The organism is Thermopirellula anaerolimosa (assembly GCF_054657335.1).
Genome location: NZ_BAAHYX010000006.1, coordinates 1,727,084 through 1,751,937, shown reverse-complemented (window position 1 = coordinate 1,751,937; position 24,854 = coordinate 1,727,084). Strand labels below are relative to the sequence as shown.

At 62.2% G+C, this 24,854-nt stretch carries 19 protein-coding genes and 1 pseudogene; 12 read left to right on the top strand and 8 right to left on the bottom strand.

Annotation, left to right across the window (positions count from 1 at the left end; translation table 11 throughout):
* Positions 1-118 precede the first annotated feature (118 nt).
* The 3 genes from ACYQ6J_RS12400 (at position 119) to ACYQ6J_RS12390 (ending at position 3,177) form a co-directional block, all read left to right on the top strand.
* On the top strand, positions 119-262 hold the full coding sequence (locus tag ACYQ6J_RS12400) for a hypothetical protein (protein ID WP_460184496.1): 144 nt from the start codon (positions 119-121) through the stop codon (positions 260-262).
* Complete coding sequence (locus ACYQ6J_RS12395) at positions 259-2,172, top strand: peptide ABC transporter substrate-binding protein (RefSeq protein ID WP_460184495.1); 1,914 nt, start codon at positions 259-261, stop codon at positions 2,170-2,172. Before ACYQ6J_RS12400 ends, ACYQ6J_RS12395 begins: the two co-directional genes overlap by 4 nt.
* 87 nt (positions 2,173-2,259) lie before the next feature.
* Positions 2,260-3,177: an ABC transporter permease gene (locus tag ACYQ6J_RS12390; protein ID WP_460184494.1), complete on the top strand. Its 918-nt coding sequence runs from the start codon at positions 2,260-2,262 to the stop codon at positions 3,175-3,177.
* Between the two features lie 121 nt (positions 3,178-3,298).
* Here the strand turns inward: ACYQ6J_RS12390 and ACYQ6J_RS12385 are convergent, their stop codons facing one another.
* Positions 3,299-5,032 (bottom strand): HD domain-containing phosphohydrolase, encoded by a 1,734-nt coding sequence (locus tag ACYQ6J_RS12385; protein WP_460184493.1) that lies wholly within the window; start codon positions 5,030-5,032, stop codon positions 3,299-3,301.
* A gap of 419 nt (positions 5,033-5,451) precedes the next feature.
* Between ACYQ6J_RS12385 and ACYQ6J_RS12380 the strand changes: the two genes are divergently transcribed.
* Positions 5,452-5,979, top strand: a complete 528-nt coding sequence (locus ACYQ6J_RS12380) for an NUDIX hydrolase (RefSeq protein WP_460184492.1) — start codon at positions 5,452-5,454, stop codon at positions 5,977-5,979.
* Positions 5,980-6,198: 219 nt separating this feature from the next.
* Positions 6,199-7,386: a Gfo/Idh/MocA family protein gene (locus tag ACYQ6J_RS12375; RefSeq protein WP_460184491.1), complete on the top strand. Its 1,188-nt coding sequence runs from the start codon at positions 6,199-6,201 to the stop codon at positions 7,384-7,386.
* A gap of 136 nt (positions 7,387-7,522) precedes the next feature.
* Here the strand turns inward: ACYQ6J_RS12375 and ACYQ6J_RS12370 are convergent, their stop codons facing one another.
* Positions 7,523-8,833 carry a 3-keto-alpha-glucoside-1,2-lyase-like domain-containing protein gene (locus tag ACYQ6J_RS12370; RefSeq protein ID WP_460184490.1) on the bottom strand — a complete coding sequence of 437 codons (1,311 nt, stop codon included), beginning with the start codon at positions 8,831-8,833 and terminating at the stop codon, positions 7,523-7,525.
* Between the two features lie 527 nt (positions 8,834-9,360).
* On the opposite strand from ACYQ6J_RS12370, the gene ACYQ6J_RS12365 reads away from it, so the two are divergent.
* From ACYQ6J_RS12365 to ACYQ6J_RS12355, 3 genes are all read left to right on the top strand, one after another.
* Positions 9,361-11,757: a TolC family protein gene (locus ACYQ6J_RS12365; RefSeq protein ID WP_460184489.1), complete on the top strand. Its 2,397-nt coding sequence runs from the start codon at positions 9,361-9,363 to the stop codon at positions 11,755-11,757.
* Positions 11,758-12,033: 276 nt separating this feature from the next.
* Positions 12,034-12,690 (top strand): dTMP kinase, encoded by a 657-nt coding sequence (gene tmk / locus ACYQ6J_RS12360; RefSeq protein WP_460184488.1) that lies wholly within the window; start codon positions 12,034-12,036, stop codon positions 12,688-12,690.
* Positions 12,691-12,694: 4 nt separating this feature from the next.
* Positions 12,695-13,801, top strand: coding sequence for a DNA polymerase III subunit (locus ACYQ6J_RS12355; RefSeq protein WP_460184487.1), 1,107 nt, complete (start codon positions 12,695-12,697; stop codon positions 13,799-13,801).
* Between the two features lie 61 nt (positions 13,802-13,862).
* On the opposite strand, the gene ACYQ6J_RS12350 is transcribed toward ACYQ6J_RS12355, so the two are convergent.
* Positions 13,863-14,363 carry a hypothetical protein gene (locus ACYQ6J_RS12350; RefSeq protein ID WP_460184486.1) on the bottom strand — a complete coding sequence of 167 codons (501 nt, stop codon included), beginning with the start codon at positions 14,361-14,363 and terminating at the stop codon, positions 13,863-13,865.
* Between the two features lie 436 nt (positions 14,364-14,799).
* Here ACYQ6J_RS12350 and ACYQ6J_RS12345 point away from each other — a divergent pair, with 436 nt between their 5' ends.
* Together ACYQ6J_RS12345 and ACYQ6J_RS12340 are read left to right on the top strand one after the other, a co-directional pair.
* Positions 14,800-15,939 (top strand): FAD:protein FMN transferase, encoded by a 1,140-nt coding sequence (locus tag ACYQ6J_RS12345; RefSeq protein ID WP_460184485.1) that lies wholly within the window; start codon positions 14,800-14,802, stop codon positions 15,937-15,939.
* Positions 15,936-16,919 carry a DMT family transporter gene (locus ACYQ6J_RS12340; protein WP_460184484.1) on the top strand — a complete coding sequence of 328 codons (984 nt, stop codon included), beginning with the start codon at positions 15,936-15,938 and terminating at the stop codon, positions 16,917-16,919. The genes ACYQ6J_RS12345 and ACYQ6J_RS12340 overlap by 4 nt, the downstream gene beginning before the upstream one ends.
* A 90-nt stretch (positions 16,920-17,009) precedes the next feature.
* Here the strand turns inward: ACYQ6J_RS12340 and ACYQ6J_RS12335 are convergent, their stop codons facing one another.
* The 5 genes and pseudogenes from ACYQ6J_RS12335 to ffh all read right to left on the bottom strand — a co-directional run bounded on the left by ACYQ6J_RS12335 (position 17,010) and on the right by ffh (position 21,180).
* A complete protein-coding gene (locus tag ACYQ6J_RS12335) occupies positions 17,010-17,549 on the bottom strand; it encodes a YraN family protein (RefSeq protein WP_460184483.1) in 540 nt (179 codons plus the stop codon).
* A 228-nt stretch (positions 17,550-17,777) separates the two neighbouring features.
* Positions 17,778-18,125, bottom strand: a pseudogene (gene rplS, locus ACYQ6J_RS12330) (50S ribosomal protein L19); the annotation flags it as partial.
* Positions 18,126-18,248: 123 nt separating this feature from the next.
* Positions 18,249-19,001 carry a tRNA (guanosine(37)-N1)-methyltransferase TrmD gene (trmD, locus tag ACYQ6J_RS12325; protein ID WP_460184482.1) on the bottom strand — a complete coding sequence of 251 codons (753 nt, stop codon included), beginning with the start codon at positions 18,999-19,001 and terminating at the stop codon, positions 18,249-18,251.
* Positions 19,002-19,012: 11 nt separating this feature from the next.
* Positions 19,013-19,411, bottom strand: a complete 399-nt coding sequence (gene rpsP / locus ACYQ6J_RS12320; protein WP_460185548.1) for a 30S ribosomal protein S16 — start codon at positions 19,409-19,411, stop codon at positions 19,013-19,015.
* 284 nt (positions 19,412-19,695) lie between these two features.
* Positions 19,696-21,180, bottom strand: a complete 1,485-nt coding sequence (gene ffh, locus ACYQ6J_RS12315) for a signal recognition particle protein (RefSeq protein WP_460184481.1) — start codon at positions 21,178-21,180, stop codon at positions 19,696-19,698.
* Positions 21,181-21,612: 432 nt separating this feature from the next.
* Here ffh and ACYQ6J_RS12310 point away from each other — a divergent pair, with 432 nt between their 5' ends.
* Both ACYQ6J_RS12310 and feoB read left to right on the top strand, forming a co-directional pair.
* Positions 21,613-21,972 (top strand): FeoA family protein, encoded by a 360-nt coding sequence (locus ACYQ6J_RS12310; protein WP_460184480.1) that lies wholly within the window; start codon positions 21,613-21,615, stop codon positions 21,970-21,972.
* Between the two features lie 93 nt (positions 21,973-22,065).
* The gene (gene feoB, locus ACYQ6J_RS12305; RefSeq protein ID WP_460184479.1) at positions 22,066-24,453 is read left to right on the top strand and encodes a ferrous iron transport protein B; all 2,388 of its coding nucleotides are present in this window, start codon (positions 22,066-22,068) and stop codon (positions 24,451-24,453) included.
* Positions 24,454-24,854 lie beyond the last annotated feature (401 nt).

Genomic DNA, 24,854 nt, shown 5'->3' with positions numbered 1-24,854 from the left:
CGAACTGACGCTCGTAATTTGCGCCAATGCCGGTGGTGGGGGAACTCCGTGCAGGCACGGGACGCCGTTTTCCGTGTGGTGCGGGCTTTGCTATCATGAGAGGCTCAGGAAAAACGGGATGAAGGCGACCGACCGTCGCAGCGCCGGTTTTCCCGGCAGCGCATCGGAGGAGGAACGCGTTTGCAGGCAGGCCGGGATGATCGCCTTCGTTCGCACATCGCCCGAAAACTCCGCGGACGATCAGCGGATCGTGAATCCATGATAGACGTCAACAAGACCGGCCGATTCCTTGTCGCGGGGCCGGCGCTGCTGCTGGCGGCATTGGCAGTGGTCGCCGCGATCGCCCTGGTGCGGCCCGACAAAGCCGATTTCACGTTTTGCAACGGTACCGAAATCAAGACGGTGGATCCCGCCTTGGTCACCGGTCAACCGGAAGGCCGTGTGGTCTGGGCCATTTTCGAGGGATTGACGTCGTACGATCCTCGGACGCTGGAGCCGCTGCCGGGCGTGGCTGAAAGCTGGGAGGTCTCACCCGACGGAAAGACCTACACCTTCCGCCTGCGTCGGGAGGCGCGTTGGTCCGACGGACGCCCGATCACCGCCGAGGATTTCCACTGGTCCTTCCAACGACTCCTGCATCCGGAGACGGCGGCCGAGTACGCCTATGAAATGTGGTACGTCACCCACGCCGAGCAATACACGGCGGGCCGGGTGGACGTGGGGGATCCCGTGGAAATCGAACTGCCGGACCGCTCGCGGGGAGCGCCGCCTTTTGCCCGCGGCAAGGTGCTCTACGGTCGACTGCTGGCGGTGGAAAGACCCGGTTCCGCGGTCGCGGACGGCAAATCGGTTCCGGCGGACACAGTTGGCACTGCGGAACCCGTTTACGTCGTGGAAATCGACGGCAGGACGCGACGGTTTCAGCGACGCTCCGCCGAGCCGCGCGATCCCTCGGCCGAGGACTATGCGTGGTTGCTCTATGATTTTCGCCGCGTCGGCATTCATGTCGTCGATCCCTATACGCTCCGCATCACGCTCAACCATCCCGTTCCTTATTTTCTCCAGATCGTGGGTTTCTATCCGATGGCGCCGGTGCCGCGGCATTGCGTGGAGCGGTACGGGTATCCGGCCTGGACGAAGCCCGAAAACATCGTTTGCAATGGGCCGTTCGTGCTGAAATCCCGGCGCGTCCGCGATCGTATTCGACTGGAGAAGAACCCCTACTATTGGGACCGCGATCGCGTCCGCCTGAACACCGTGGACGTGTTGGCGGTGGAATCCGCCGTGACCGGGCTGAATCTGTATCTCACCGGGTCGTCGGACTGGATTCCCTCCGTGCCGAACGAAATCGTTCCCGATCTGTTGCGATCCGGAAGATCGGACTTTCGGCCCGCCCCGTATTTGGCCACGGAGTACTACATCTTTAACACCCGGCGTAAACCGTTGGACGACGCCCGGGTCCGCCGCGCGATCGCCATGGCCGTGAACAAACGGGAAATCGTGGCCCGCGTGCTGCGATCCGGACAGATTCCTGCCGAAAGCTTGGTGCCGGAGGACATCGCAAGATACGTGGACTATCAACCGCCTCGTTGCGAACCCTACGCGCCCGAGCGCGCGGCGGCCTTGCTGGCCGAGGCGGGCTTTCCCGGCGGTCGCGGCATGCCCCGACTGGAACTGCTGTACAATACCCACGAATCCCACCAGGCCATCGCGGAACTGCTGCAATCGCAATGGAAAAGGAGTCTGGGATTGGATGTACGGTTGACCAATCAGGATTGGGCGCGGTACCTGGCCTCGCGGCGGCAGGGGGAGTTTTGGATCTCGCGCGCGGGATGGATCGCCGATTACCTCGACCCCAATACGTTCCTGGAGATGTTCTCGACCGGCAATCCGAACAACCACGGCGGTTGGAGCAATTCCGAATACGATGCCTTGGTGGCGTCCGCCCAAGTGGAGGCACGACCCGAGGTTCGCATGCGGATCTTCCGCCGCGCGGAAGAGATTCTGCTGCGAGAGATGCCGCTGATTCCCATCTATTGGCCGGTCACGCGCAACATGGTTCAAACCCGCGTCCGCGGCTTTTACCCCAACATCCTGGATATTCACCCCTTGAAGGATATTTGGATCGACGGCGGCAACTCCACGGTCGTCGGGAGCGGTCCGCGGAATTGACGCGGCGCCGAATCGGCTAAAAGTAGGATTGCCGTTTCGTCCGCGATTCCCGAGCGTCCTTTGGGTGCGGGGAGAGATCAACCTAGCATGATTCGGTTCATCGTCTCACGAAGCATCTGGCTGGTGATTACGCTGTGGGCGGTATTCACGGTGAGCTTTTGCCTGATGCGGGCGGTGCCGGGCGGACCGCTGGATCGAGAGCGGCGACTCGATCCCCAGATCGAGCGGAATCTTGCCGCCCGGTATCACCTCGATGACCCCTTTTGGAAGCAATACTTCCGCGAATTGGGTAACGTCGTGCGTTTCGATTTGGGTTACAGCTATCGCATGGCGGATTTCACGGTCAACGAGATCATCGCGCAAGGGTTGCCCGTTTCCGCCGCCTTGGGCGGTGCCGCCATGATCTTCGCCCTTGTTTTGGGCATCCCGACGGGGATCGTTTCCGCCGTTCGCCGCAACGAAGCCCCCGACCGCATTTTGATGACGGCGGCGACGCTGGGAATCGCGTTGCCGAACTTTGTGATCGCGGGCTTCGCGATCATTTTGTTCGTGTTCTTGATCCCGATCTTCCCGGCGGCGGGTTGGGGCACCCCGGCCCACGTCGTCTTGCCCGCCCTTTGCTTGGGCGCACCCTACGCCGCCTACATCGCCCGGTTGACGCGGACCGGCATGTTGGATGTGCTGCGAGAGGACTACATTCGTACGGCGCGAGCCAAGGGGCTTGCTCCCTCCGTCGTTATCTTTCGTCACGCCCTGCGCACGTCTTTGACGCCGGTCGTGTCTTTTTTGGGACCTGCCGCGGCGGGAATCGTGACCGGTTCGCCGGTGGTGGAGAAGATTTTCGCCATTCCCGGACTGGGAGTTCACTTCGTCGAGGCCGCCATCCAACGCGATTACACGTTGGCCATGGGACTCGTCCTGCTGTTTACGCTGCTGCTGTACGGCGCCAACGTGTTGGTGGACGCAGCCTACGTGCTGCTCGATCCCCGGGTGAAACTGAATTGAACCAAGCGACCCGGGCGATCGGCGAGGTTTCGAGCGAACCGTTCGCCGAGGCGGATAATGAGCCAAAGAGAGAATTGGTCTGCGTGACGCATCGCGCCCTTCGAGCGGGCGCCGATACCAGCTACGAATGCTTTCGCAGGGCCAGCGCGGAAAAAGCAAAGCCGTCGACGTCCTCCGACTCGGTGATTTTCACGATGTCGTCCTTGGCGTGGAAAAAGGCGTCCACGACCGCCGGGTCCCATTGCTTGCCGGCACCGTGCCGCAGGATTTCCTCGATCTTTTCCAGCGGCATGCGATTGCGGTAGGGGCGGTTACTGGCCATGGCATCGTAGGAGTCGGCGACGGCGACGATGCGGGCAACGGGGGGAATCCGTTCGCCCGACAGACCGTCCGGATACCCGCGACCGTCCCACGACTCGTGGTGGTGCAAAACCACCTGCATGACGTCGTCGAGATTGCGCAGCCCGGAGAGAATCCGAAAACCGGTTGTGGGGTGCGTTTTGATGGCCTCGAATTCGTTTTCCGAAAGTTTTCCCGGCTTTTGCAGGATGGCGTCGTTGACGCCGATTTTGCCGATGTCGTGGAGCAATCCCGCCAGGTACACCCGGGTGAGGGCTTCGGCGGAATAACCCAGGTCTTGCGCCAGTCGTACGGCGATTCTGGCGACACGGTCGCTGTGACCGCAGGTGTACGGGTCCTTGGCGTCGATGGCCGAACTGAGCGCCCGAATCACTCCCGCCAACAACTCGGCCTGCTGCCGGTAAAGTTCGATATTGCCGCTGTGGATGCCGAGAATCGAGGCTACCGAATGCAGCATGTTGGCCTGCACGGTGCCGAACTGGCCGCCGCTCGTGTGATTGACGGCCAGAAAGTAACCGAACACGTTTTCGCCTTCCGTCACCGCCACGCCCATCCAGTTGAGAATGTGCGGATACTCCGTGTCCGCGGATTCCTCGGGGGAGAGATTTCGGACGACGGGACCTCCCAAGTCGGCCAGTCTCATCGTCTCGCTCCAGCGGCGCACCTCCTCCGCGGAAAAGGGAAATCGGCCCACCGAGAGCAGTTCCGGTTGGGTGCGCGCAACGGTCCCCAGTTCTTCCGTCGGTTCCGCCACGGGAAGAAACAGCAATCCAAGGCCTTCCGCCTGGATGACCTCCGCCAGCCATTCCAAGGCCGATCTTGCCAGCTCGGTGTCGCTCTTGGACAACCGCAGATTTTGCGTCAACCGGTGAAGCAGGCTAATCTCTTCATAGACGGAAGAGAGATGGACCGAAAGTTCGTCGGTTTCCCGTTCGGCGTCGGCCAATCGCCGCAGTTGGAAGTCGTGTTCCAAGACCAGTTGAGCCACCCTCAACGCCGATTCCGGTTCCCACGGTCGCTGGGTAGCAGCCCATTCGGCGAGCATCGCCGCCGGGCACCCCGTCGCCCTCGCCGCCGCGCGCAAGTCTTCTTGCAATTCGATCCGCCGCATGATGAGCGGAGTCGCCGCCACGCACGACCGAGACCGGCCTTGCATGGGAACGGCCAAGACGCATACGGGGTCCTCCTCGACCATCAAGATCGGCGTCCGGTGACCGATCATGGGACGAGCCATGGCAGCCAAAAGATCCCAGTCCAAGTCCGGCAAGTTGGAATTCCGCCGCAGGCATGTCCCGGCCTCGGCGTCCAGTATCGCGAAGCCGACGTCAAAAACACGCTCCAAGAGTGACACTGCCGACCAGGCTTCCTCCGTCTTGGGTACTTCGTCGAACGCCGCGCGTTGAATCGTTTGGCAAGGCTTCGATTTCGCGGGGAACTCCGCCGTTGGGGACGCGAACTCGCAGAGGTCCGTCACCGGTTCATAGGTTGGATTCATGCCCAGCACTCCTGATACCTCAAGGCAAATTCGTCACGGTGCCCTATCGGAGCCGAACTCGACCGGGACGCGGCATGCACGACGGACGGACGTGGACAGCCTGAGACGACATCCCGTAGGCTGAGGGTGCGCAATACTGCGACGGTATCCCTCTTGAAAATCTAGGTCACGCTTTGGGGGTGAGCAAATGACGCAGGGGCTTGGGCGGAGGCGGGCATAAGATCGCGTCGATGAGCCCCCGCGAATCCCCGGTACCGTTGCACGCATCGCCGGTGTACCCTGGCGAGAGTCCGCGCGACGCCCGCCTTGTTCGCGGCAAACATTGGTGTTCGAGTCGCGACATCGACCGCCGCGACGGCGTGGGCGGCGGTGCAAACGTGGTTCCTGAAAATCGCTCCCCGGCTTCGGAGACGCCCGGCATGTCCCGACCTTTTCGCGAAGAGTCCCTGCTCCGGACGACCAAGTTTCGCGTGGTCCGCAAGGCCTACCTCGATGAACCGGAAGAGCTTTCCCGCTACGTCATTCGTCACCATGGCGCGGTGGGGATTCTGCCGATGTTGGCGGACGGTCGGATCGTGATGATCCGGAATTATCGCGCCGCCGTGGATGAGTGGCTTTTGGAGATTCCCGCCGGGACGGTGACCCCGGGCGAAGCTCCCGCTCAAACGGCGCATCGCGAACTGGAGGAAGAGACCGGTTATACGGCGGGTCGGATGGTGAAGCTCGTGGAATTCCTGCCGTCGCCGGGAATCAGCGACGAACGGATGACGCTCTATTGGGCCGGAGATCTGGTGCCCGGCCAAGCCCGTCCCGAGGCGGATGAAAGACTCGAGGTCGCCATCCTCTCCCGGGACGAGGCCTTGACCGCCCTAGCCTCGGGCACGGTTCGGGACGCCAAGACCATCATCGCGCTGCTGTGGCTGGAAACGGGCCGAGTGCCCGGATGACGACGCCGTCCCAAGATTCTCGAATCGCCGCCTTCCACGACCATGGGCGGTGATCGTCGCATACGCCGAAAGGCCGCTCTACGGAGTTTCCGGGCGACTTGCCGCGATTGGTGCGTACTTGGACAATAGGGGTTCGCCCCCGATCGCTCGCCGGTTGGAAGGCACGAGGATCGGCACGCAAACCTGCAACGACGTCGCGTTTTTTTGAGGCGGTCCACCATGAAACGAAAGAAAACGGTGCGCTGCGGCTTGATCGGTTGCGGCTTCTCGGCTTCGTTCCATTTCCACTCGCTCAGCAAGGTGTCGGGCGTGGATGTGGAGGTGGTGGGCGTCTATTCGCGGAACACGCAGGCCGCCGAGAAGTTCGCGAGGGATCGCGAGATACTCGCTTTCGACTCGAAGGAGGCGTTGATGGACGCGGTGGACGTGGTCCACGTCTGCACGCCGCCGGTCACGCACGCCCCTTTTTCCATCGAGGCCCTGCGACGCGATAAGTACGTGATTTGCGAGAAGCCTTTGACGGGCTACTTCGGCGACGATCGCCCGGACTTTCACGGCGATCACTTTCCCAAACAAACGGCGTTGGATGCGGCACTGGCCCAGGTGGAACGCATCCTCGAAGCCGAGTCCGGCAGTCGCGGTCGATTGTTGTACGCCGAGAATTGGGTCTACGCCCCGTCCATTCAAAAAGAACGCGAGATCCTGGAGAAGACCCGCGGCCAAATCCTGTGGATTCACGGCGAGGAAGCGCACAGCGGGTCGCACTCGGAGGAATACGCCTTTTGGAAGTTCTGCGGAGGGGGCGTCCTGATCGGCAAAGGTTGTCACCCTTTGACCGCCGCTCTGTATCTCAAACGCGTCGAGGGGCGTGGCCGACTGGGTCGACCCATCCGTCCGACGGCGGTATCGGCTCGCACCCATGCCATCACGCGATTGCCGACCTTCCAAGACTTGGGGCACATTCGCTGCGACTACCACGACATCGACGACTTTTCCATGATCCACGTGGAATTCGACGACGGCATGATCGCGACGGTGTTCGCCTCGGACATTGTTCTCGGCGGGATCCACAATTGGCTGGAAGTGTGCGCCAACAACCACCGCTCGGTCTGCAACATCAATCCCAACACGGCGATGATGACCTACAACGCGAAGGAGGAGTACTTCCGCGACATCTACACCGTGGAAAAGATCGGGACCAAGCAGGGTTGGACTTGCACCTCGCCGGATGAGGATTGGATGACGGGCTATCCGCAAGAGATGGAGGCCTTTTACCGTACGGTCGCGTACGGCGAGCCTTTGGAAAGCGACAGCCGATTGGCCGCCGACGCGATTTCGACGATTTACAGCGCGTATGTCTCGGCCGAAAAGGGCGGCCAAGCCGTGCCCGTTCGAACCTTCGAATGAACTTTCGAACGAAAACGGCGCCCGGACGCGGAGTCCGGAACGCCGTCATGGAATGCAATGCGAAAAAGGGCGACGTTCGCCGTGCGGCTTCGGTTATCGACCCGGACCGTCCCCGCGGCGTCTCACGATCGGGCGGTCACTCCGCGGGCAACTCTTTGATGCGGATGTTCCGCCAACGGATTTGGCCCTGCTTTCCCTGATGGACTTGCAAGGCGATGAAGCCTTCCAGGTCGGCCTCTTCGCCCTCGTCCACGAAGTCGGCGCAGGGAACGCCGTTCACCCACGTTCGCAGGTGTTTGCCCTTGGCCTCGATTGTGAACTCATTCCAGTCGTCCACCTTGAAAGCCTTGCGAGCGTCCTCCAGCCCTTCCAGCTTGAAGAGCCAACCGCGTCGGGCTTCGTCGTAAATCCCGCCGGACCAACTCCGCTCGGACGGGTCGATTTCGCATTGATAGCCGTAAACGCGACCGTTGTCCCGTTGATGGCTGCGGAACTGGATGCCCGAGTTGCCCGGCACGTCGAACTTGGCTTCGACCTTGAACACGAAATCGCGGTAGGTCTTTTCGGTGCACAGGAAGGTGTTGGGGCCTTTGCCGACCTTTCCGACGATGCAACCGTCCTCCGCCCAATAGCTGGATTCACCGCCGGCCTTGCGCCACCCGGTTAGCGTCTTGCCGTCAAAGAGCGGCACGAAGCCCTCAGCGTCGGGTTGCGCGGCGGGGGCGGGAAGCGGTCCCATGATGGCCGCGATGTACGGCTCCAGGGCCGCCGCCCAGATGGCGTATCCTCGAGCATTGGGATGCAGAAGGTCCGGCATGATGTCCTTCGGTAGTGTCCCATCCGGCAACAAGAATGCCTCGTTGATGTCCACGAATTTCACCATGTCGCCGTCATCCAAGCCCTTGATGATCTCATTGACGGCGGCGTTCTTTTGACGCAAGGCGTCTTGCGGATTCTCTCCCCGGGGAAAGATCGCCAAGAGCAGGATCTTAGTCTTGGGCAGGCGCTCGCGGAGGCGTTGGACGATGGCCTTCACGCCCTCGGCCGTCTGCTCGGGGGCGTAGCCCGCGGCATTGTTGGTGCCGATCATGATGATCGCCAACTTGGGAGAGATCCCGTCGATATTGCCGTTGTCGAGTCGCCACAAGACGTGCTCGGTGCGGTCGCCGCCGATGCCGAGGTTCACGGCGTTGCGCGACCCGTAGTATGTATCCCACACGTCCTTGCCGCCGCCCTCCCAACCGTGGGTGATCGAATCCCCGATCCAGATCATGTCTACGTTGCCCTGCTTGACCCGCTCATTCATCGACTGATGGCGTTTCATCCACCATTCGTCGTTTCGGGGAACGGGAACCACGGCGGCGTTCTCGGCGAACACCCACGAGGCGACAAATCCGACCACCAATTGGGCCGCAATCGCCGCAAACAAACCCAGCCTGCGTCTCATCAATCGGTACCTCCCATGAAAAAAGACCATAGATGCGACTACTCGAACGCGAATCCCCCTAACTCTTGGCCGTTTGTGAGGAACCCCGGCCAACCGAAGAACCGGGAACCGGCACTGCGGCGAAACGAGCGAGGGGTGGCCTCGGCTCCGTTTTAGTCGGAGCGAGCAATCCCGTCAGCATAGCCACGTCGCCGCCCTGAAGCAATTCGCCGACGGAGCTTTTCCCGAGGTTCCGAAAACGACTTTCGGGACGCCGATCTCCGGCGATGCCCGTTAACCCCGTTTGTTTAGCTTGCGAATGCAAAGCGTGGGCGCTATGGGATTCTTGTGTCGAATACGGTGCTTAGGAAAACCTTTCCGATTTTCGCGGCTCCTAATCAAAGTTTGTGAAAGTTTAACGATTCCGCGGACGATAGCTATTCCACGGACTTTTCCGCTTGAGTGCGGTGGGTCCGGTTTTCCGCTTGCTGCACGGGAGACGGCGAACCCCTCGAATAGGGCTGCCAATGTCCTCAAGGATGGCCGACATGAAAAAATGGACTTGCTCACCGTTGATCGGTCTGATCTCCGCAGCTCTGCTGTCCGGATGTCAACCACAGCAGCCCTTTTATCTTCACGAGGACGGCGATCTTTCGCACTACGTGGACAAGGCCACCCAAATTGAGTATCCCGACGTCGAGGCGGATACTCTGGATGAGGTCCGGGGCGCCGCGCCACCCCTCACGCTGTCGAACAGCGAAGTGCGGGAATACTGGGATTTGAAGTTGGAAGAGGCGGTCGGGATCGCGTTGCAGAACAGTAAGATCATCCGCAGCCTGAACCAACCGGACGTCGGTGCGGCACGCATGCCCGAGACCAGTTTGACCCTGGCGCCCGACGCCGTGGCCTCCGTCTATGATCCGGCCCGACAAGAATCCAATCCTCGGTCCGGCGTGGAGGCGGCCTTGTCGGCCTTCGACGCCCAACTGAGCACGCGGGTCTTTTGGCAGAAGAACGACACGCCGCAGAACGTGGCGGGCTTCGTCACGGCTTTCCGTCCCAGCGCCTTCCAGCAGGACCTCGGATCGTTCCAGGCACAGCTTTCTAAGACGTACGCTACCGGCGGCACGTGGTCTTTGACGCACAACGTGAATTACGAATGGAACAACGCCACGGCCAGCCGGGCATGGCCGAGCGATTGGGCGGCGAATCTCGAAGCCGGATTCCGCCAACCGCTATTGCAGGGAGCGGGTGTCACGTTCAATCGCATTGCCGGACCGGGCGCGATCCCGGGATTCAACAACGGCGTGTTGGTTGCTCGATTGGAAAACGACCAGCGCCTGGCCGAGTTCGAGCAATCAGTCTCGGAACTGATGCTGGAGGTCGAGAAGGCCTATTGGACCTTGTATCTCAGCTACCGGCAGTTGGACACCGTCATCGCCGGTCGGGACGCCGCGTTGCAAACGTGGCGACAAGTCCGCGCCAAATACGAAGTCGGCGGACGCGGTGGTAGCGCCCAGGAAGAGGCCCAAGCCCGCCAGCAATACCTGGCCTTCCGCGCCTCCGTGGAGCAGGCCCTCAGCGCCCTGTACAAGGCCGAGAACAACTTGCGTTATCTGATGGGTTTGGCCGCCAGCGACGGTCGTCTGATCCGACCGGCGGACGAACCGACGCAAGCCAAGGTGCAATTCGATTTCTACGAGGTTCACGCGGAGGCCCTGGTCCGCAACCCGCTGCTGCGTCGTGAAAAGTGGCGGGTCAAAAAGGCTGAACTGGAATTGATCGCCGCCAAAAACTATCTTCTGCCCCGACTCGATGCCTTCGGCTTCTACCGCTGGAACGGCCTGGGCGACGACTTGATCGATCCCGACAACAGCAAATCCAACGCTTACGGTTCGTTGACCTCCGGCGACTTCCAGGATTGGCAGATCGGTCTGGACCTGCGTATCCCCATCGGCTTCCGCAAGGAAATGGCGGGGGTCCGGAACGCGCAGCTCAACCTCGCCCGAGAACGCGCCATCCTTCAGGAGCAGGAACTGGAGATTTCGCACCAGATCGCTTGGGTGTTGCGGGAACTGGACGAGTACTACACCTTGGCCGAGACGAACTACAACCGAACCGTCGCGGCTGAGAACGAGGTTCGTGCGGTGACGGCCATGTACGACGCGGGCACGGCCACGCTGGACCTGCTGTTGAACGCCCAACAGCGCCGCGCGGAAGCCCAAATCCAGTATTATCAGGCCATCACCAAGTACATGTTCGCCATTAGCCACCTGCATTTCCGCAAGGGATCGCTGCCGGAATACAACGGCGTGTACCTCACGGAAGGTCCTTGGCCGCACAAGGCCTATTTCGATGCCTTGCGGCGTGCCCGAGCCCGCGACGCCGGAATCTATCTCGATTACGGTCGGACCAACCCGCCGGTCTTCAGCCGCGGAGAGTACGATCTTCACGCGGGCAAGGCGGACTTGGAGGAGGGATTGGAATCGTTGCCCGACTACCCGGCTTCGCCCCGCGAATCGTCGGAAGAACCGGCGCCTTCCAATATGGAGGTGATCCCGGCCCCGGATCCGATCTTACTGCCGAAGGAATCCTCCGGCGGTGCCTCGGGTCGGGCCGATCCGTCGGCGCGGGTCTTGCCGCCGAAACCGCGAACTTCCGCGGAGGACGGTACGGCGCGGATGGAAGCTTCTCGGCAGGGCGGCACGGTTCAAGCGGGCGGCGTCACCGGACCGGCGTTCCCGGACCTTGCTCCACTCGGCAAGATGATCGGCAAGGCCGATGCCCCCAAGACGCCGGAACGGTCGAGCGACGGCGGAGTGGTCCTCGCCGACGGCGGTGAAGCCCCGCGACAAACGGTCACGCCTGCCTCCTTGCAGACTCCGGATGAGGCGGGCGACGGTTGGCGGCCCCGCTGGTCCTCGGGCGGGTCGCAGCGGCGATAGCAGCCCGTGCGAATTGTTTGCCGAACCCCAATTCCCGGTGAGCTTGCCCGGCGGAAAGCCGCGACTTTCCGTCGGGCCTGACGTTTCTTGGTTGCATTGAGAGGGTTGTTGCCCGGGTGCCCGTCCCTATGTCGAGGTAGGCCGCGTCACGGCTACAATAGGTGTTCTGCGCGTAGGACCGGTGCGCCCGTCGCGGCGAGGGTTCCGCACCGTTCATGACCGAGTTCCCTTGTTGCGATCACCCATTTCCTCTTTTGGCATATTCGTCGACCAAGAATGGCATCCCAACATCAGCCCGGTGTTTTCATCTGTCTGGAGGGCGGCGACGGCACGGGAAAGACCACCCAGGCGGAGCGATTGGCCGGTCGCCTCCGCGAAGAGGGACGCCGCGTCGTCCTTTGTCGGGATCCCGGCGGCACGGCCCTCGGCGAGGAGATTCGCAGCATTTTGCTGCACCGTCGCGAAATACCGATGTGCACGGCGGCCGAGATGCTGCTCTACATGGCGGCCCGGGCGGAGTTGACCGAAGAGATCATTCGTCCCGCGTTGGCCGACGGCGGCATCGTCGTCAGCGATCGATTCTTGACGTCCAACCTTGTCTATCAGGGTTATGCGGGGGGATTGGACGTGGAAAAGCTCCGCCAAGTGGGCCTGCTGGCCGTCGGCGGATTGTTGCCCGACATCTCCATCGTCCTCGACATGCCGGCGGAGGATGCCGTCCGCCGCATCGACCGCGGCTTGGACCGTTTGGAAAGTCGCGGAATCGACTACTTGAAGAAGGTTCGCGACGGGTTCTTGCAGGAGGCCTGCCGCTTTGCCGATCGCATCACCGTCGTGCGTGCCGACCGCACGCCCGACGAAGTCCACGAAGCCGTGATGCGTATCGTCCGACCGCTCCTATCGTCGCCGCAAACGCCTTCGCAAAGGGCGTGAGGTTATGGCCTGGCAGGGTATCGAAGGACACGATGCGATCGTCGATTTCTTCCGTCGCGCGGCGGCGAAAGGCCGCCTTTCGGGCAGCTATCTCTTCGTAGGCCCCGCCGGCATCGGAAAGCGAACCTTCGCTCTGAAATTGGCACAGGCCTTGCTCTGCCAAACGCGGGACGAGAGTCGGATGGACCCGTGCGGCGTCTGCGCGGCCTGCGCCCAGGTGGCGGCGGGCACGCATCCCGATGTCATCGTGATCTCGCGTCCCGAAGATCGGGCATTCATCCCGGTGGAATCGCTGATCGGCGAGCGGGACAATCGCATGGGCAGCGGTTTTTGCCGCCATGTCAGCCTCAAGCCGTATTCCAATCGGCGGCGCGTCGGCATCATCGACGACGCCGATTATCTCAACACCGAGGGCGCCAACGCCCTCTTGAAGACCCTGGAGGAACCGCCTCCCGATGCCGTTCTGATCCTGATTGGCACCTCGCCCGCCAAACAACTACCCACCATCCGCTCCCGATGCCGTCAAATACGTTTCGCACCCCTGGCGACGGAGACGGTGGCGGCACTGCTGCCGTCGCTCGGTTGGGCTTCCGACGCCGAGGAGGCGACTCGCTTGGCACGCTGGAGCGGCGGCAGTTTGACTCAAGCCCGGGAATTGGCCGATCCCGCCCTTTGGGAATTCATGGAGCGCTGGCAGACTACCCTGGCGCGACGGAGCCTGGACCTCTCGACCTGGAGCAAGGAGGTCCGCCAATTCGTCGACGCAGCGGGAAAAGAGGCCTTTCCGCGACGTCGGCGTTTGCAGCAACTGGCATCGCTTTCCGCGGACTTCTTTCTTCGTCTGGCACGGGGAGGCATTCCCGGTCGGCCCGATTCCGCGGATGAAATCGTGTCGAACGACGAGGCCGAGCGAGCAGGGTCGACGTTGCCTTCGCTCTCGCCTGCCTGGCGGGGTGATCCCGAGGCCGCCGTCGCCTGCGCCGAGCTGTGTCTTGCCGTCTATGCGGCGGTGGATCGGAATGCCAATTTGGCCACGCTGATCGACGCCTGGACGCACAAACTGCGACAAGCGATGCGGAACGAGGCGTTCGTCCCCATCCTGCCGTTTTGAATCGCGCGGCAACGCGAAGACCGTGCGGAGATCGCCTCCCTTCCGCCGCCCGTGGGCAACGTCATAACCCGAACCCCACGTAGCCTCCCTTGGCGTGCGTCTCGGCTTCCAGCTTTTGCAGTCGCTCGACGGTCCGCTGCAAGTCGCCGGCTTCGATGTAGAGGTCGAATTCCACCATCACCGAGCGGCGGACCGTCTCGGCGAACCAGCGGATGATCGGTTCCGCGGCCCAGTCGCAGGTATCGCCCGACAGCCGCACGTCGAGGTCGCAGGCCGCCGTCTTGCGATCCTCCGGGTCGGTCATCACGCACCCTTCGAAGGCGAAGGCGAGCATTCCGACCTCCGGGCGATTGGTCAGGTGATACGCGCATCGCCCGTTGAAGAGGTAATACGTGTTGTGTCGCCCGTGCTTCGCGATGGCCGCCTGAACGCGGTTCCACAAAGCCAGAAAGCCGGGAGACGCATCGAGCGGCGGATCGTTGCGCGTCACCGTGCGGAGAGGCACGCAATCGAAGGAGACTTGAACTCCCGACTTCGCCGACGCCTGTTCCCGCGAATTCATGTACCGTCTCTCCCGCCTGGCCCGTGAGACTTCGCAATCCAATCGTCCCGATGACAACTCATGTCCGTTTCATATCCATTTTGGCATTGTAGCACCCTGGGGGAAGGAAGGCATCGCCGCCGCGACGTGGTGAGCGGGGGGCGAAATGACGGTTTTCTCGCAGGTCCCGACGGCGGATGGCGACCGTCGCGCGCGTCTCGGTCCTCTGGAAAGCGGGAAATTACGCCCCGCTTGCTAGGTCGCCCTTTCTTGAAGGATGATGAAAGGAATCGCGACCGTTCGATTTCCGACCGCCGTCCATGAAGTCTTGCTCCGCCCCTGACGCGTCATGACTCTGCAAACGCTCCCGCAACTCGAAACCATCCGAACGGGCCCGGCTTGTCCCGGTAAACCGCGGAAGCCCCTGCGTTTTTCACGCGGTGCGTGCCGAGTCGCAATGTGTAGGTCCATCCGTGGAGCGGTTACGGTCTTGCTGTTGCCGATTTTTGTCGGGATTCTGTTGAGCGATCGGTCGCCGGGCGTCTGTGTCGCGACGGAGACGACGGACCAGGCCGTTTGTTCGACGGGCTCGGACCGAACCGCGGAGGCGTCCACGATTGCCCAATTGCAGCGGGTGGTGTGGGAAGGGGAGGAGATGGCCGCCCCCCTGCGGATCGTGTGCTACGACGCTTCATCGGAGCACGCGACGGCGGTCTGCCGGCAAGCAGCTTCTCGCATCCGCGAGTTGAACGCCGTTTTCAGCGATTACCAGGCGGACAGCGAGGTTCGGAGATTGTGTGAGACGGCGGGCCGAGGGCTTGCCGTGCCCGTCAGCCCGGACCTTTGGGAGGTGCTGTCCCTGAGCTTGGAAATCTCGCGTCGCACCCGCGGTGCGTTCGACGTTACCTTGGGTCCGCTAATCCGACTGTGGCGGCGAACGCGGACCTTGCGAGAACTGCCGCCCGATTGGCGGTTCGAGGAGGCCCGCCGCGCCGTTGGATTCGATAAGCTGCGACTGGACCCGACCGCTCGGACCGTGGAATTGACCGTGCCCGGCATGCGGTTGGATTTCGGGGCGATTGCCAAGGGCTATGCCGTGGACGAGGCCCTGCGGGTGTTGCGGCAGAACGGCATATCGCGGGCGTTGGTGGACTTGGGCGGCGACATCGGCTTGGGCGATCCCCCGCCCGACCGCGAAGGCTGGATCGTTGCCGTGGCTCCTTTGGAACCGGATCAAAAGCCGAGTCTTGTCACCTGCTTGCGAAATTGCGGCACGGCGACTTCCGGCGACCGCTACCGATTCGTCACGATCGAGGGCGTGCGCTACTCGCACATTCTCGACCCGAAGACCGGTTTAGGCATTACGACGCCCCGCGAGGTGATGGTGATCGCTGCCTCGGGCGCGGCCGCCGACGCCTGGGCCACCGCGATCAGCGTGCTTGGTCCGGGGGCGGGCTTGCCGCTCATCGACGCCGCGGAGGATACCGCCGCGTTGATTCTTCAAGCGGAAGGCGGGAAGACGGTCGTCTATCGGTCGCGGCGTTGGCGGGAGATTTCCGCCGAAACCGGCGCGCCCGCCCCGGAGTCGACGCCATGACCAAGACGATGGGACGACTTAACGTCTTGGCCGCCGCCGTTTTGTGGAGTTCCAGCGGCATCTTCGCCAAGGCGGATTTCTTCGCCGACTGGCCGCAGGAATGGCGGGGGTTGATCTTCGCGTTCTGGCGGGCTTTTTTCGCGGCGCTCATCCTGCTGCCCGGCGTCCGCGGCGTTCGGTTTCGTCCCCTGCTGGTGCCGATGGTGCTGTGCTTTGCGGGCATGAACGTCACATTTCTGACCGCCATGGTGCGGAGCACCGCCGCCAACGCCATCTGGTTGCAAAACCTGGCCCCGTTCTGGGTCCTTCTTGCGACGCTTCTGGTCTTTCGCGAACCCATGGAGCGCAAGGACGCGGTGCCCCTGGTGTGCGCCATTCTGGGCGTGCTGTTGATCTTGGGCTTCGAGCTTGGCGGCGGTATGACCGGGTCGCGCGTCGGCGTCCTCTGCGGCGTACTTTCCGGTGTGTTCTATGCCGGCGTCGTCGTAACGCTGCGACAACTTCGCGACGAGAACGCCGTGTGGCTGACGGCCGTCAATCATGTCGCCGCCGCCGTTCTGTTGGTCCCGGTCGTTCTGCGGTTGGGCATCTTGCCGGACGCCCGACAACTGCTTTGGCTGGCGGCCTTCGGGGCGCTGCAAATGGCGGCGCCGTACATTCTTCTCTCTCGCGGATTGCGCGTCGTTTCCAGCCAGGAGGCGGTGGCCATCGCGTTGACCGAGCCTGTTCTCAGCCCTGTTTGGGCGTTCCTGGTGTGGGGTGAACGACCGGCGTGGTGGACGCTGTGCGGCGCGGCCCTGATCCTGACGGGTCTGTTCCTGCGATACGTCGTGTGGGAGATTTTCGTCGTTCCGGCGCCCCAGCGCGTGAGCGCCGCGCCATCGCTCTCCCCGCACGCAGAACAAACGCCTGACGCCGCCATGCCCGACAACGCGGCGGATTGCCGGGCATCGCCGACAACGGTCGACCCGGCGTCGTGACCCAACGCGGCACGCCGAACGACGGCGCGGATCGCGCGGCGGTCGCAAGACTGAGATAAGCTCCGCCGGGATACGTTCGGTCGGATCGGATCACTCATCCCGCGCGTCGGTGAAGGCGTTGCGATAGACCCGCACCACCGGTGTTTCGGCCGGATTCCGCGTCGGCCAGCATACCGTCACGACGTCGAAGCGGTGCGGGCATTCCTGCAAGCTTCTTTTCCGGACAAAGGTGTGTGCGGCGCGGATCAACAAACGCCGTTTCTTTGCGTCGATTCTTTCCCAGGCCGCGGTCGATTCCCCGAGTCGGCTCTTCACCTCGACGAAGACGACGGTCTTGCCGTGCAAGGCGACGATGTCCAGTTCGCCGCCGCCGATCCGCAGGTTTCGGAAAAGCACGCGGTACCCCAGGGAGGCCAGGTGATCGGCGGCGACCTTTTCGCCGCGGCGCCCGACTTCCAAGTGCGGAGATCGCGCTTCCCCGGGCGTGAGTGAGCAACCCGTGCGAGCGCGGAATACCCGGCGACCGATCCACGACCGCAGTCGTCCCAGCATGTTTCCCATGCGCGCAAAAAAACGCGTTTGCCGGGAACGGACGGACCGCCGACCGGCAAACGCGCTAGGAAGGGGCATGGTTCAAATCCCTCGGAAGAAGACTGTTCCTCCTTCAGGATCGGCGACCGGACGCTTTTTCACCCCCGTCCGGTCAGGGACGCGAGTTTCAAGGGACGGCCGCCTTGCCGCGACGGCTTGGAATCGCGGCGGATTGGACGGTCATGCGTCCGATGGCTTCTGTGCCTTGGCGGCCTGCTTTCGATGCCAGGCGGCCTCGCGATTCTGTCGCTTCTTCATCTGATCGGGACGGCGTTCCCGCAAACGCACGGCCTTGCCGATTCGATCGCGTAGGTAGTACAGCTTGGCACGCCGCACAATGGCCGCCCGCTTAACCTCGATCTTGGCGATGAACGGCGAATGCAGCGGGAACTTTCGTTCCACGCCTTCGCCCTGTACGATGCGGCGGACCGTGAACATCTCGCGAGTGCCGCTCCCGCTCCGCCCGATCACCACGCCGTTGAAAATCTGGATGCGCTCGTCTTTGCCCTCAACGATGCGGCAATGGACATCGACCGTGTCGCCGACCTCGAAGTACGGAATCTCGCTTTTCAGGCACGGTTGCTCCACCGCTTCGATAATTTTCTGTTTATTCATGGCTATCTTCTCTCAGCTATCCGTTCTCGTCCCTACGCCGGATTCATCGCTCGGCGCCGAGCACTACCGAAATCGTCAATTTGACGGAAATCCCTTCGTATTCGCAACTCTCCACCGTGCCTCTTACGGTCCCCCGGCCTTCGCGTTTGTCGAGTCGCATGCGCTCACGTCCTTCGGTCCGGCCATGGCGGCATCCCCAATGGAGGCCGCCCGCCGCAATTCCGTGCGGGCCTTGCTATCCTGCAATCGCCATCGTGCGATCGCCGTGTGGTTCCCGCTCAACAGGACCGCCGGCACCTCGTATCCGCGGTAGCATCGGGGGCGTGTGTACTGCGCGTGATCCAGCAACCGATCCGGTCCCGAGAAGGAGTCGCGTTCGCTGCTCTCTTCGTCTCCCAACACCCCGGGGATCAATCGCGAAACGGCCTCAATGACGACCATCGCCGGCACTTCACCGCCGCTGAGCACGTAATCCCCGATCGATATTTCGTCCGGCTTCAAAATCAGCCGCACACGTTCGTCGAATCCTTCGTATCTTCCGCACAGTAGCAGCAAGCGAGGATATTGCGACAGTTCCTCGACGACCTGCTGCGTCAACGGTCTTCCCTGGGGCGTCAACAGGATCAAATGCCCGGCGTCGGCTTGTCCCTGAACCGCCTCGACGCACTCGATCACCGGGGGCGCCATCAACACCATGCCGGGTCCGCCGCCGAACGGTCGGTCATCGACCTTGTGATGTTTCTTGTCGTGACTCCAATCGCGAATATTGTGCAGGGCGACTTGAATCAACCCGCGATCGATCGCCTTGGCCAGGACGCTTTCCTCGAGGAAACCGCGGAACATTTCCGGGAAGAGCGTCAGGACGTCGATCCGCATATCCGGTCCGCTCAGTCGGCGCCGCCGTCTTCGGGAGTCGTCTCACTCTCCTCTTGGACGTCTTCGCGCAAGGCCTTGCGCTGCCCGGCCAAGGCCGCCGCCTGCTGCGCGGCCGCGCGACGCATGGCATGCTTTTGCTGCAAACGCTCCACGGCCTCTTTTTGCCGTTCCAAGTGCGTTCCATTGGCGCCGTACTTCTTGATCAACACGGCGACCTTTTCGCTCGGTTTGGCGCCCACCCCGAGCCAATACTGCACTCGTTCGACGTTCAACGTGACGCGAGCATCCGTCTCCGGAATCATCGGATCGTACGTACCCAACTCCTCGATGACCCGCCCGTCTCGCGGCGATCGGGCATCGGTAGCACAAATACGGAAGAACGGGCGATGCTTTCTGCCCATTTTCTTCATGCGGATGCGAACTGCCACGAAAATATCTCCTTCTGGAACTACTGAAATCCCGCGCTACAGTCCCACGAACTTGCTCAAACGGAGGCTCAACCCCTCCGTGCCGTCGGCGCCTACTGAAGATTTCGCCCGATCACCCGCCGCGTTCGCAATTCGCGGTGAGAATGTCCGCGCCGATCCGCCGGAAGCGAACCTCTATTCTTACGAATTGCGGGAAAAGTTGCAATGACCGGAGGCCGTCGCGCCGCGAAAAACCGCCCGACGGGTGGCCGTACCGGCCGCGCAGCCTATTTGTTCTTCTTTTTTTGTCGCTTGAGGCGTCGTAATTCCCGCTCCCTTTGCTTTCGCAGGGCCGCCTTCTCGGCCGTTCCAAGCCGCTTTCCGGTCCCCTTCTTTTGGCGGGATAGCAAAGACTCCGGACTACTCATCATCTGTCGCGACAGTTGCTGGATCATCTGTAGCCGTCCGCGGGCGTTCAGGGACGCCATTCTTCGCATCATATCCGCGACGGGGTCGTAGATCCGGGTCAGTTCACTGACTTCATGGGGGGCGACCCCCGCTCCGGCGGCAATCCGCCGTCGGCGACTGATGTCGATGATATCCGGATTGCGGCGTTCCTCCGGCGTCATGGAGTCGATGATGCCGCGAATGCGTCGAATCGAGGCCGCCGCGTCCACGTCGTCGCTGTCCAAGGCTCCAAGGATGCCGCCCATGCCGGGTATCATCGCGAGCACGTTTTGGATGGGACCGAGGCGACTCGTCTGATCCAGGAGATTGCGGAAGTCATCCAGCGTGAACTCGCCGGCCATGATCCGCTTCTGCTGTTCGACCATGGCCTCTTGATCGATCTTGCGACGCGCCTGATCGATCAGCGTCATCAAGTCGCCTTGGCCCAGAATTCGGCCCGCAATTCGTTCGGGGTGGAACTCCTCCAGGGCGTCGACCTGCTCGCCCGTCCCGATGAACTTGATGGGCACGCCGGTGACGTATTTCACCGAAAGGGCGGCGCCGCCCCGGGCATCACCGTCCAGCTTGGTCAGGATGACGCCGTCGAGCGTCAAGGCCTCGTGAAAGGCCTTCGCGCTGCGGACGGCGTCTTGGCCGGTCATGGCGTCCACGACCAAGAAGACCTGGTCCGGTCCGACTTTGCGGTCGATGGCCTGCAATTGACGCATCAAATCGTTATCGACATGGAGACGTCCCGCCGTATCCAGAATGACGACATTCGCACCTTGCTTTGGGGCTTGGGCGACGGCGCGGCGGCACACCTCCACGGGATCGGAAGCCCCCGGTTCGACATATACCGGCACCCCCAACCGCTCGCCGAGGATTTGCAACTGCTCAATGGCGGCGGGACGCTGCAAGTCGGCGGCAACCAGGAGGGGAGACGCCCCTTTTTCTCGGAGCATCCGCGCCAGCTTTGCGCAGGTCGTGGTTTTTCCGGAACCTTGCAGGCCGCACAGCATCAACACGCTGCCCGACGGTTTAATCTTGATCTGGTGATCGACCGGTCCCATCAAGGCCACCAATTGCTCGTACACGATCGCCAGCAATTGATGGGTCGGTCGCAACGACCGCACGACGCGTTCGCCTTTGGCCTCCGCGGCAACCTTTTCGACGAAGGCTTTCACCACGGGGAGGCTGACGTCCGCGTCCAGCAGGGCTTGCTGCACAAGCTGCAAACCCTCTCGCATGTTCGCTTCGGTCAACTTTCCCTGACCGGCCAATGTCCGCAAGGCATTGGAAAGCCCGACCTGCAATCTCTCAAACATATCAGCCTCTCGATTGGGATTCCCCGAAGGCGGGGTGGACGACACCGACCGGATGCGAGGATTCTGCTTTATCCTATGATCTTAGCGGAACTCCGCGAAATCTGGCAATCGACTATCGGGCGAGTCGGCCTGCGGACGGTCGAGCGTCGAGTCGGCGACCGAAGGGGCTACGGCGAAAAAATTCTCGTCTTCACCGGTCCTTGGCGCTCTTGAACGGGCCGTATTCCGGGCGTATAATTCGAGAAATGAGACTGATTCTCATTTTTTTGCGTTTGATGATTATCGTAATGAAGCACCACAATCTCGGTTTGCCCGGCCTGGTTGGAGCGTGTTCGTTCGCGACTCAGCGGCTTCATGAGTGATAGAACATGCTCGACGAAATCGGTTTGGGCGATGAAACCGTTAGCCGGCGATCACGGCAGAGGTTTTTGAATGATCCGTCCCACTGAACTTCCGCTCGATTCACATGCTGCGGAACCCGCGATCGATCGAACCTGCCCGGAACCCATGCCGCTCGATCTGCTTCGTGCCGGTGATCGCGGTATCATCGTCTCGCTTCAGGCGGGGGGCGACGCCGCTCATCGCCTGCAAGAGATCGGCCTGTGCAGGGGGCGCGAGATTCGCGTCTTTCGGCCCGGCAACCCGTGCAGCGTCCACGTGGGAGGCAGTAAGCTTTGCCTGCGGGCCGACCAGGTGCGGATTTTGGTCGAACCGATCGGCCAAGTCGCGGACGTCTCGAGAGGGCGTGGGCATCGGCATCGCCGTCGGCACCGCGGGGGTCGCGCCGATTGACCCCGCCGCGCCGCGTGCTTCGCGACCTTTGGTTCGACGGAGATTTGGAAGTTTTCCCTTGAGCGTCATCCCGCCTCGTCCGACCTTCCGCCCATGAGCGTCGCCTCCGAGAATCGCTGCGTGACGGTTGCCCTGATCGGCAATCCTAACACCGGCAAGTCCACGCTGTTTAGTTCCCTTGTGGGTGTCTACCAACGAGTCGGCAATTATCCGGGCGTCACCGTCGAGAAACGCACGGGCCGATTTCGTTATCGAGGACGGAACTTCGAAGCGGTGGACCTTCCCGGCCTTTATAGCTTGGCCGTTCGCTCCCGCGACGAACTGGTGGCGGTCCAGGTACTACTGGGTCAAGAAAAGGGCGTCCCGCCGGTCGATGTCATCGTTTGTGTGGTGGACGCTTCGAATCTGGATCGCAATCTCTACCTGGTCGGACAGGTTTTGGGTTTGGGCATCCCAACCGTCGTCGCGCTGACGATGACGGACGTGGCGGAGCGGCGCGGCATTTCCGTGGATGCGGAAGCCTTGGCCGCCAACCTCGGCGTTCCGGTGGTGCCGGTTCAGGCTCATCTGTCGAAAGGGTTGGAGACGCTGGAGGAGGCGATCTGCCGGGTGTTGGAGACGCCGCCGCAACCGCGGGTGCCGTCTTTGCCGGACGTCCTCGTTGTCGAAGCCGAGGAGCTTCTGGACCGCCTTGCGGAAACGGGGTTGCCGGCCGCGATTCGCGGCGAGCAGGGGACGCCGTTTTCGGAGGACGCCGCAGGAGACGCTGCGTCTTCTTCGCCGGATGCCTCGGCGGGCAACGGCGGTATGCGAGAGGCCCAATCCGTCGGACAGCCCGCCAAGCGAACGGATTGGCGGACACGGTTCTGGGTGGAGCGCCTGCTGCTCGACCAGAGCGGTTTCTTGCAAAAGCAGTTTTTCGGCAAGGGCGCCGCGTCGGCCGATGCGCTCATTCAGGAATCGCGAGCCAGGATCGCCGAGCAGGGCACACCGGTCTATGAATTGGAGGTGCAAAGCCGATATCGATGGGTCGCGGAGGTCCTGCGGGACGCCGTCACTTATCCGGAACATGACGAGAGTACGTTCTCGGACCGCCTGGATGCCATCCTGACGCACCGCCTGTGGGGAACGCTGATCTTCGCCGCCGTGATGACGGCCATGTTCCAGGCCGTATTCCGCGCGGCCGAACCGTTCAGTCAAGCCATCGACGGGGGCGTGCAATATCTGGCCGGCCTAGTCTCTCAAGCGATTCCGCCGGGCGCCATGCACAGCTTGGTGGTAGACGGCGTGCTGAGCGGCGTGGGGGCGGTTCTAACGTTCGTCCCGCAAATCGCCATTCTCTTCGCCTTCATCGCCGTGCTGGAGGATTGCGGCTACATCGCGCGATCCGCCTATCTCATGGATCGCTTCATGACGCGGATCGGATTGAGCGGCAAATCGTTCATCCCCATGCTCTCCAGTTTCGCCTGCGCCGTCCCCGGGATTATGGCGACGCGCACCATCGAGAACGAGCGGGACCGATTGACCACGATCCTGATCGCGCCGCTCATGACGTGCTCGGCCAGGCTGCCGGTTTACGGACTGTTGATCTACGTCTTCATCCCCGACCAGCGCTATTTGTGGGGCACGTTGAGCCTGCGGGGCCTGGTCCTGACCGGGTTGTACGCGTTGGGGATCGGCGTGGCGGTTGTGGTGGCCCTGCTTTTGAAGCGGGTGATCTTTCGCGGTAGCCCGCCCTCCTTCGTGCTGGAATTGCCGGCCTACAAACTTCCTTCGCCGCGGACCGTTTGTTTGCGGGTCTGGGAGCGCGTCGTGGTGTTCGTCCGCAATGCGGGCACGCTAATCTTGGCCGTATCCATCGTGGTTTGGGCGCTCCTGTATTACCCGCATAACGAGCGGATCGTGGAGGCTCCATACGCTGCCGAACGCGAACGGATTCGGGAACAACTCGATCGCCTTCCCGAGAATGACCCTAATCGCCAAAGTGTCCAAGCGCGCTGGGCCGAACTGGAAAACGAAATACAAACGGCCTACCAGCGGCAAAGCTGGATGGGGCGTCTGGGACGGACGATCGAGCCGGTTTTTCGTCCCCTGGGCTGGGATTGGCGGATCAGCACGGCGGTCCTCGCTTCCTTCCCGGCGCGCGAGGTCGTCGTCGCCACGCTCGGGGTGATGTTCAATCTGGGAGGCTCCGCGGACGAATTGGACGTAAATTCCGAAGGGAAAGTGGGCGAACTGCATGCCCGACTTCAAGCCGCCGTCTGGGAGGGCACGGATAGGCCCGTCTTCAACATTCCCGTAGCGCTTTCGATCATGGTCTTTTTCGCCTTGTGCGCCCAATGCGCCGCCACGCTATCGGTCATCCGACGCGAGACCAATAGCTTTTTCTGGCCGATCTTCACCTTCTCTTACATGACGGTTCTGGCCTACTGCGCCGCGCTTGTCACCTATCAAGTCAGTTTTAGAATTCTAGGTGGATAGAAGGTCACGACGTTGGTCGGCTTCGAGAGGCGGTTCCTCAAGGAGATCTTGGGGCCGCGCGGCGCCGAACCACGGTTTCGATTGCGGTTTCATGGGAAGCGGAAAGCTCATGTCGATCGCTTGGCAAGACATCACCGCTTGGATCACTGTGGGAGTGGCCGTCGCGTATTTGGTACGGCATTTTCGGTCCATGCGGAACTTGTCCGAAGAGACTCCCTCTTGCGCGGGCTGCACGCACTGCCCGCTTGGTTCTGCGGTCCGGCCTCGGATTTCGGTGTGATCGTGCGTCGCACTCGTTGCCCGAGTTAGCCCGCCCTCGCGTGCGAACGGGTGGCAGGCGGGTGTTCGGCGGTCGCAATGACCGACCCGCTGCGCAGCTTGGAGGCGGCGTACTCTCGGCG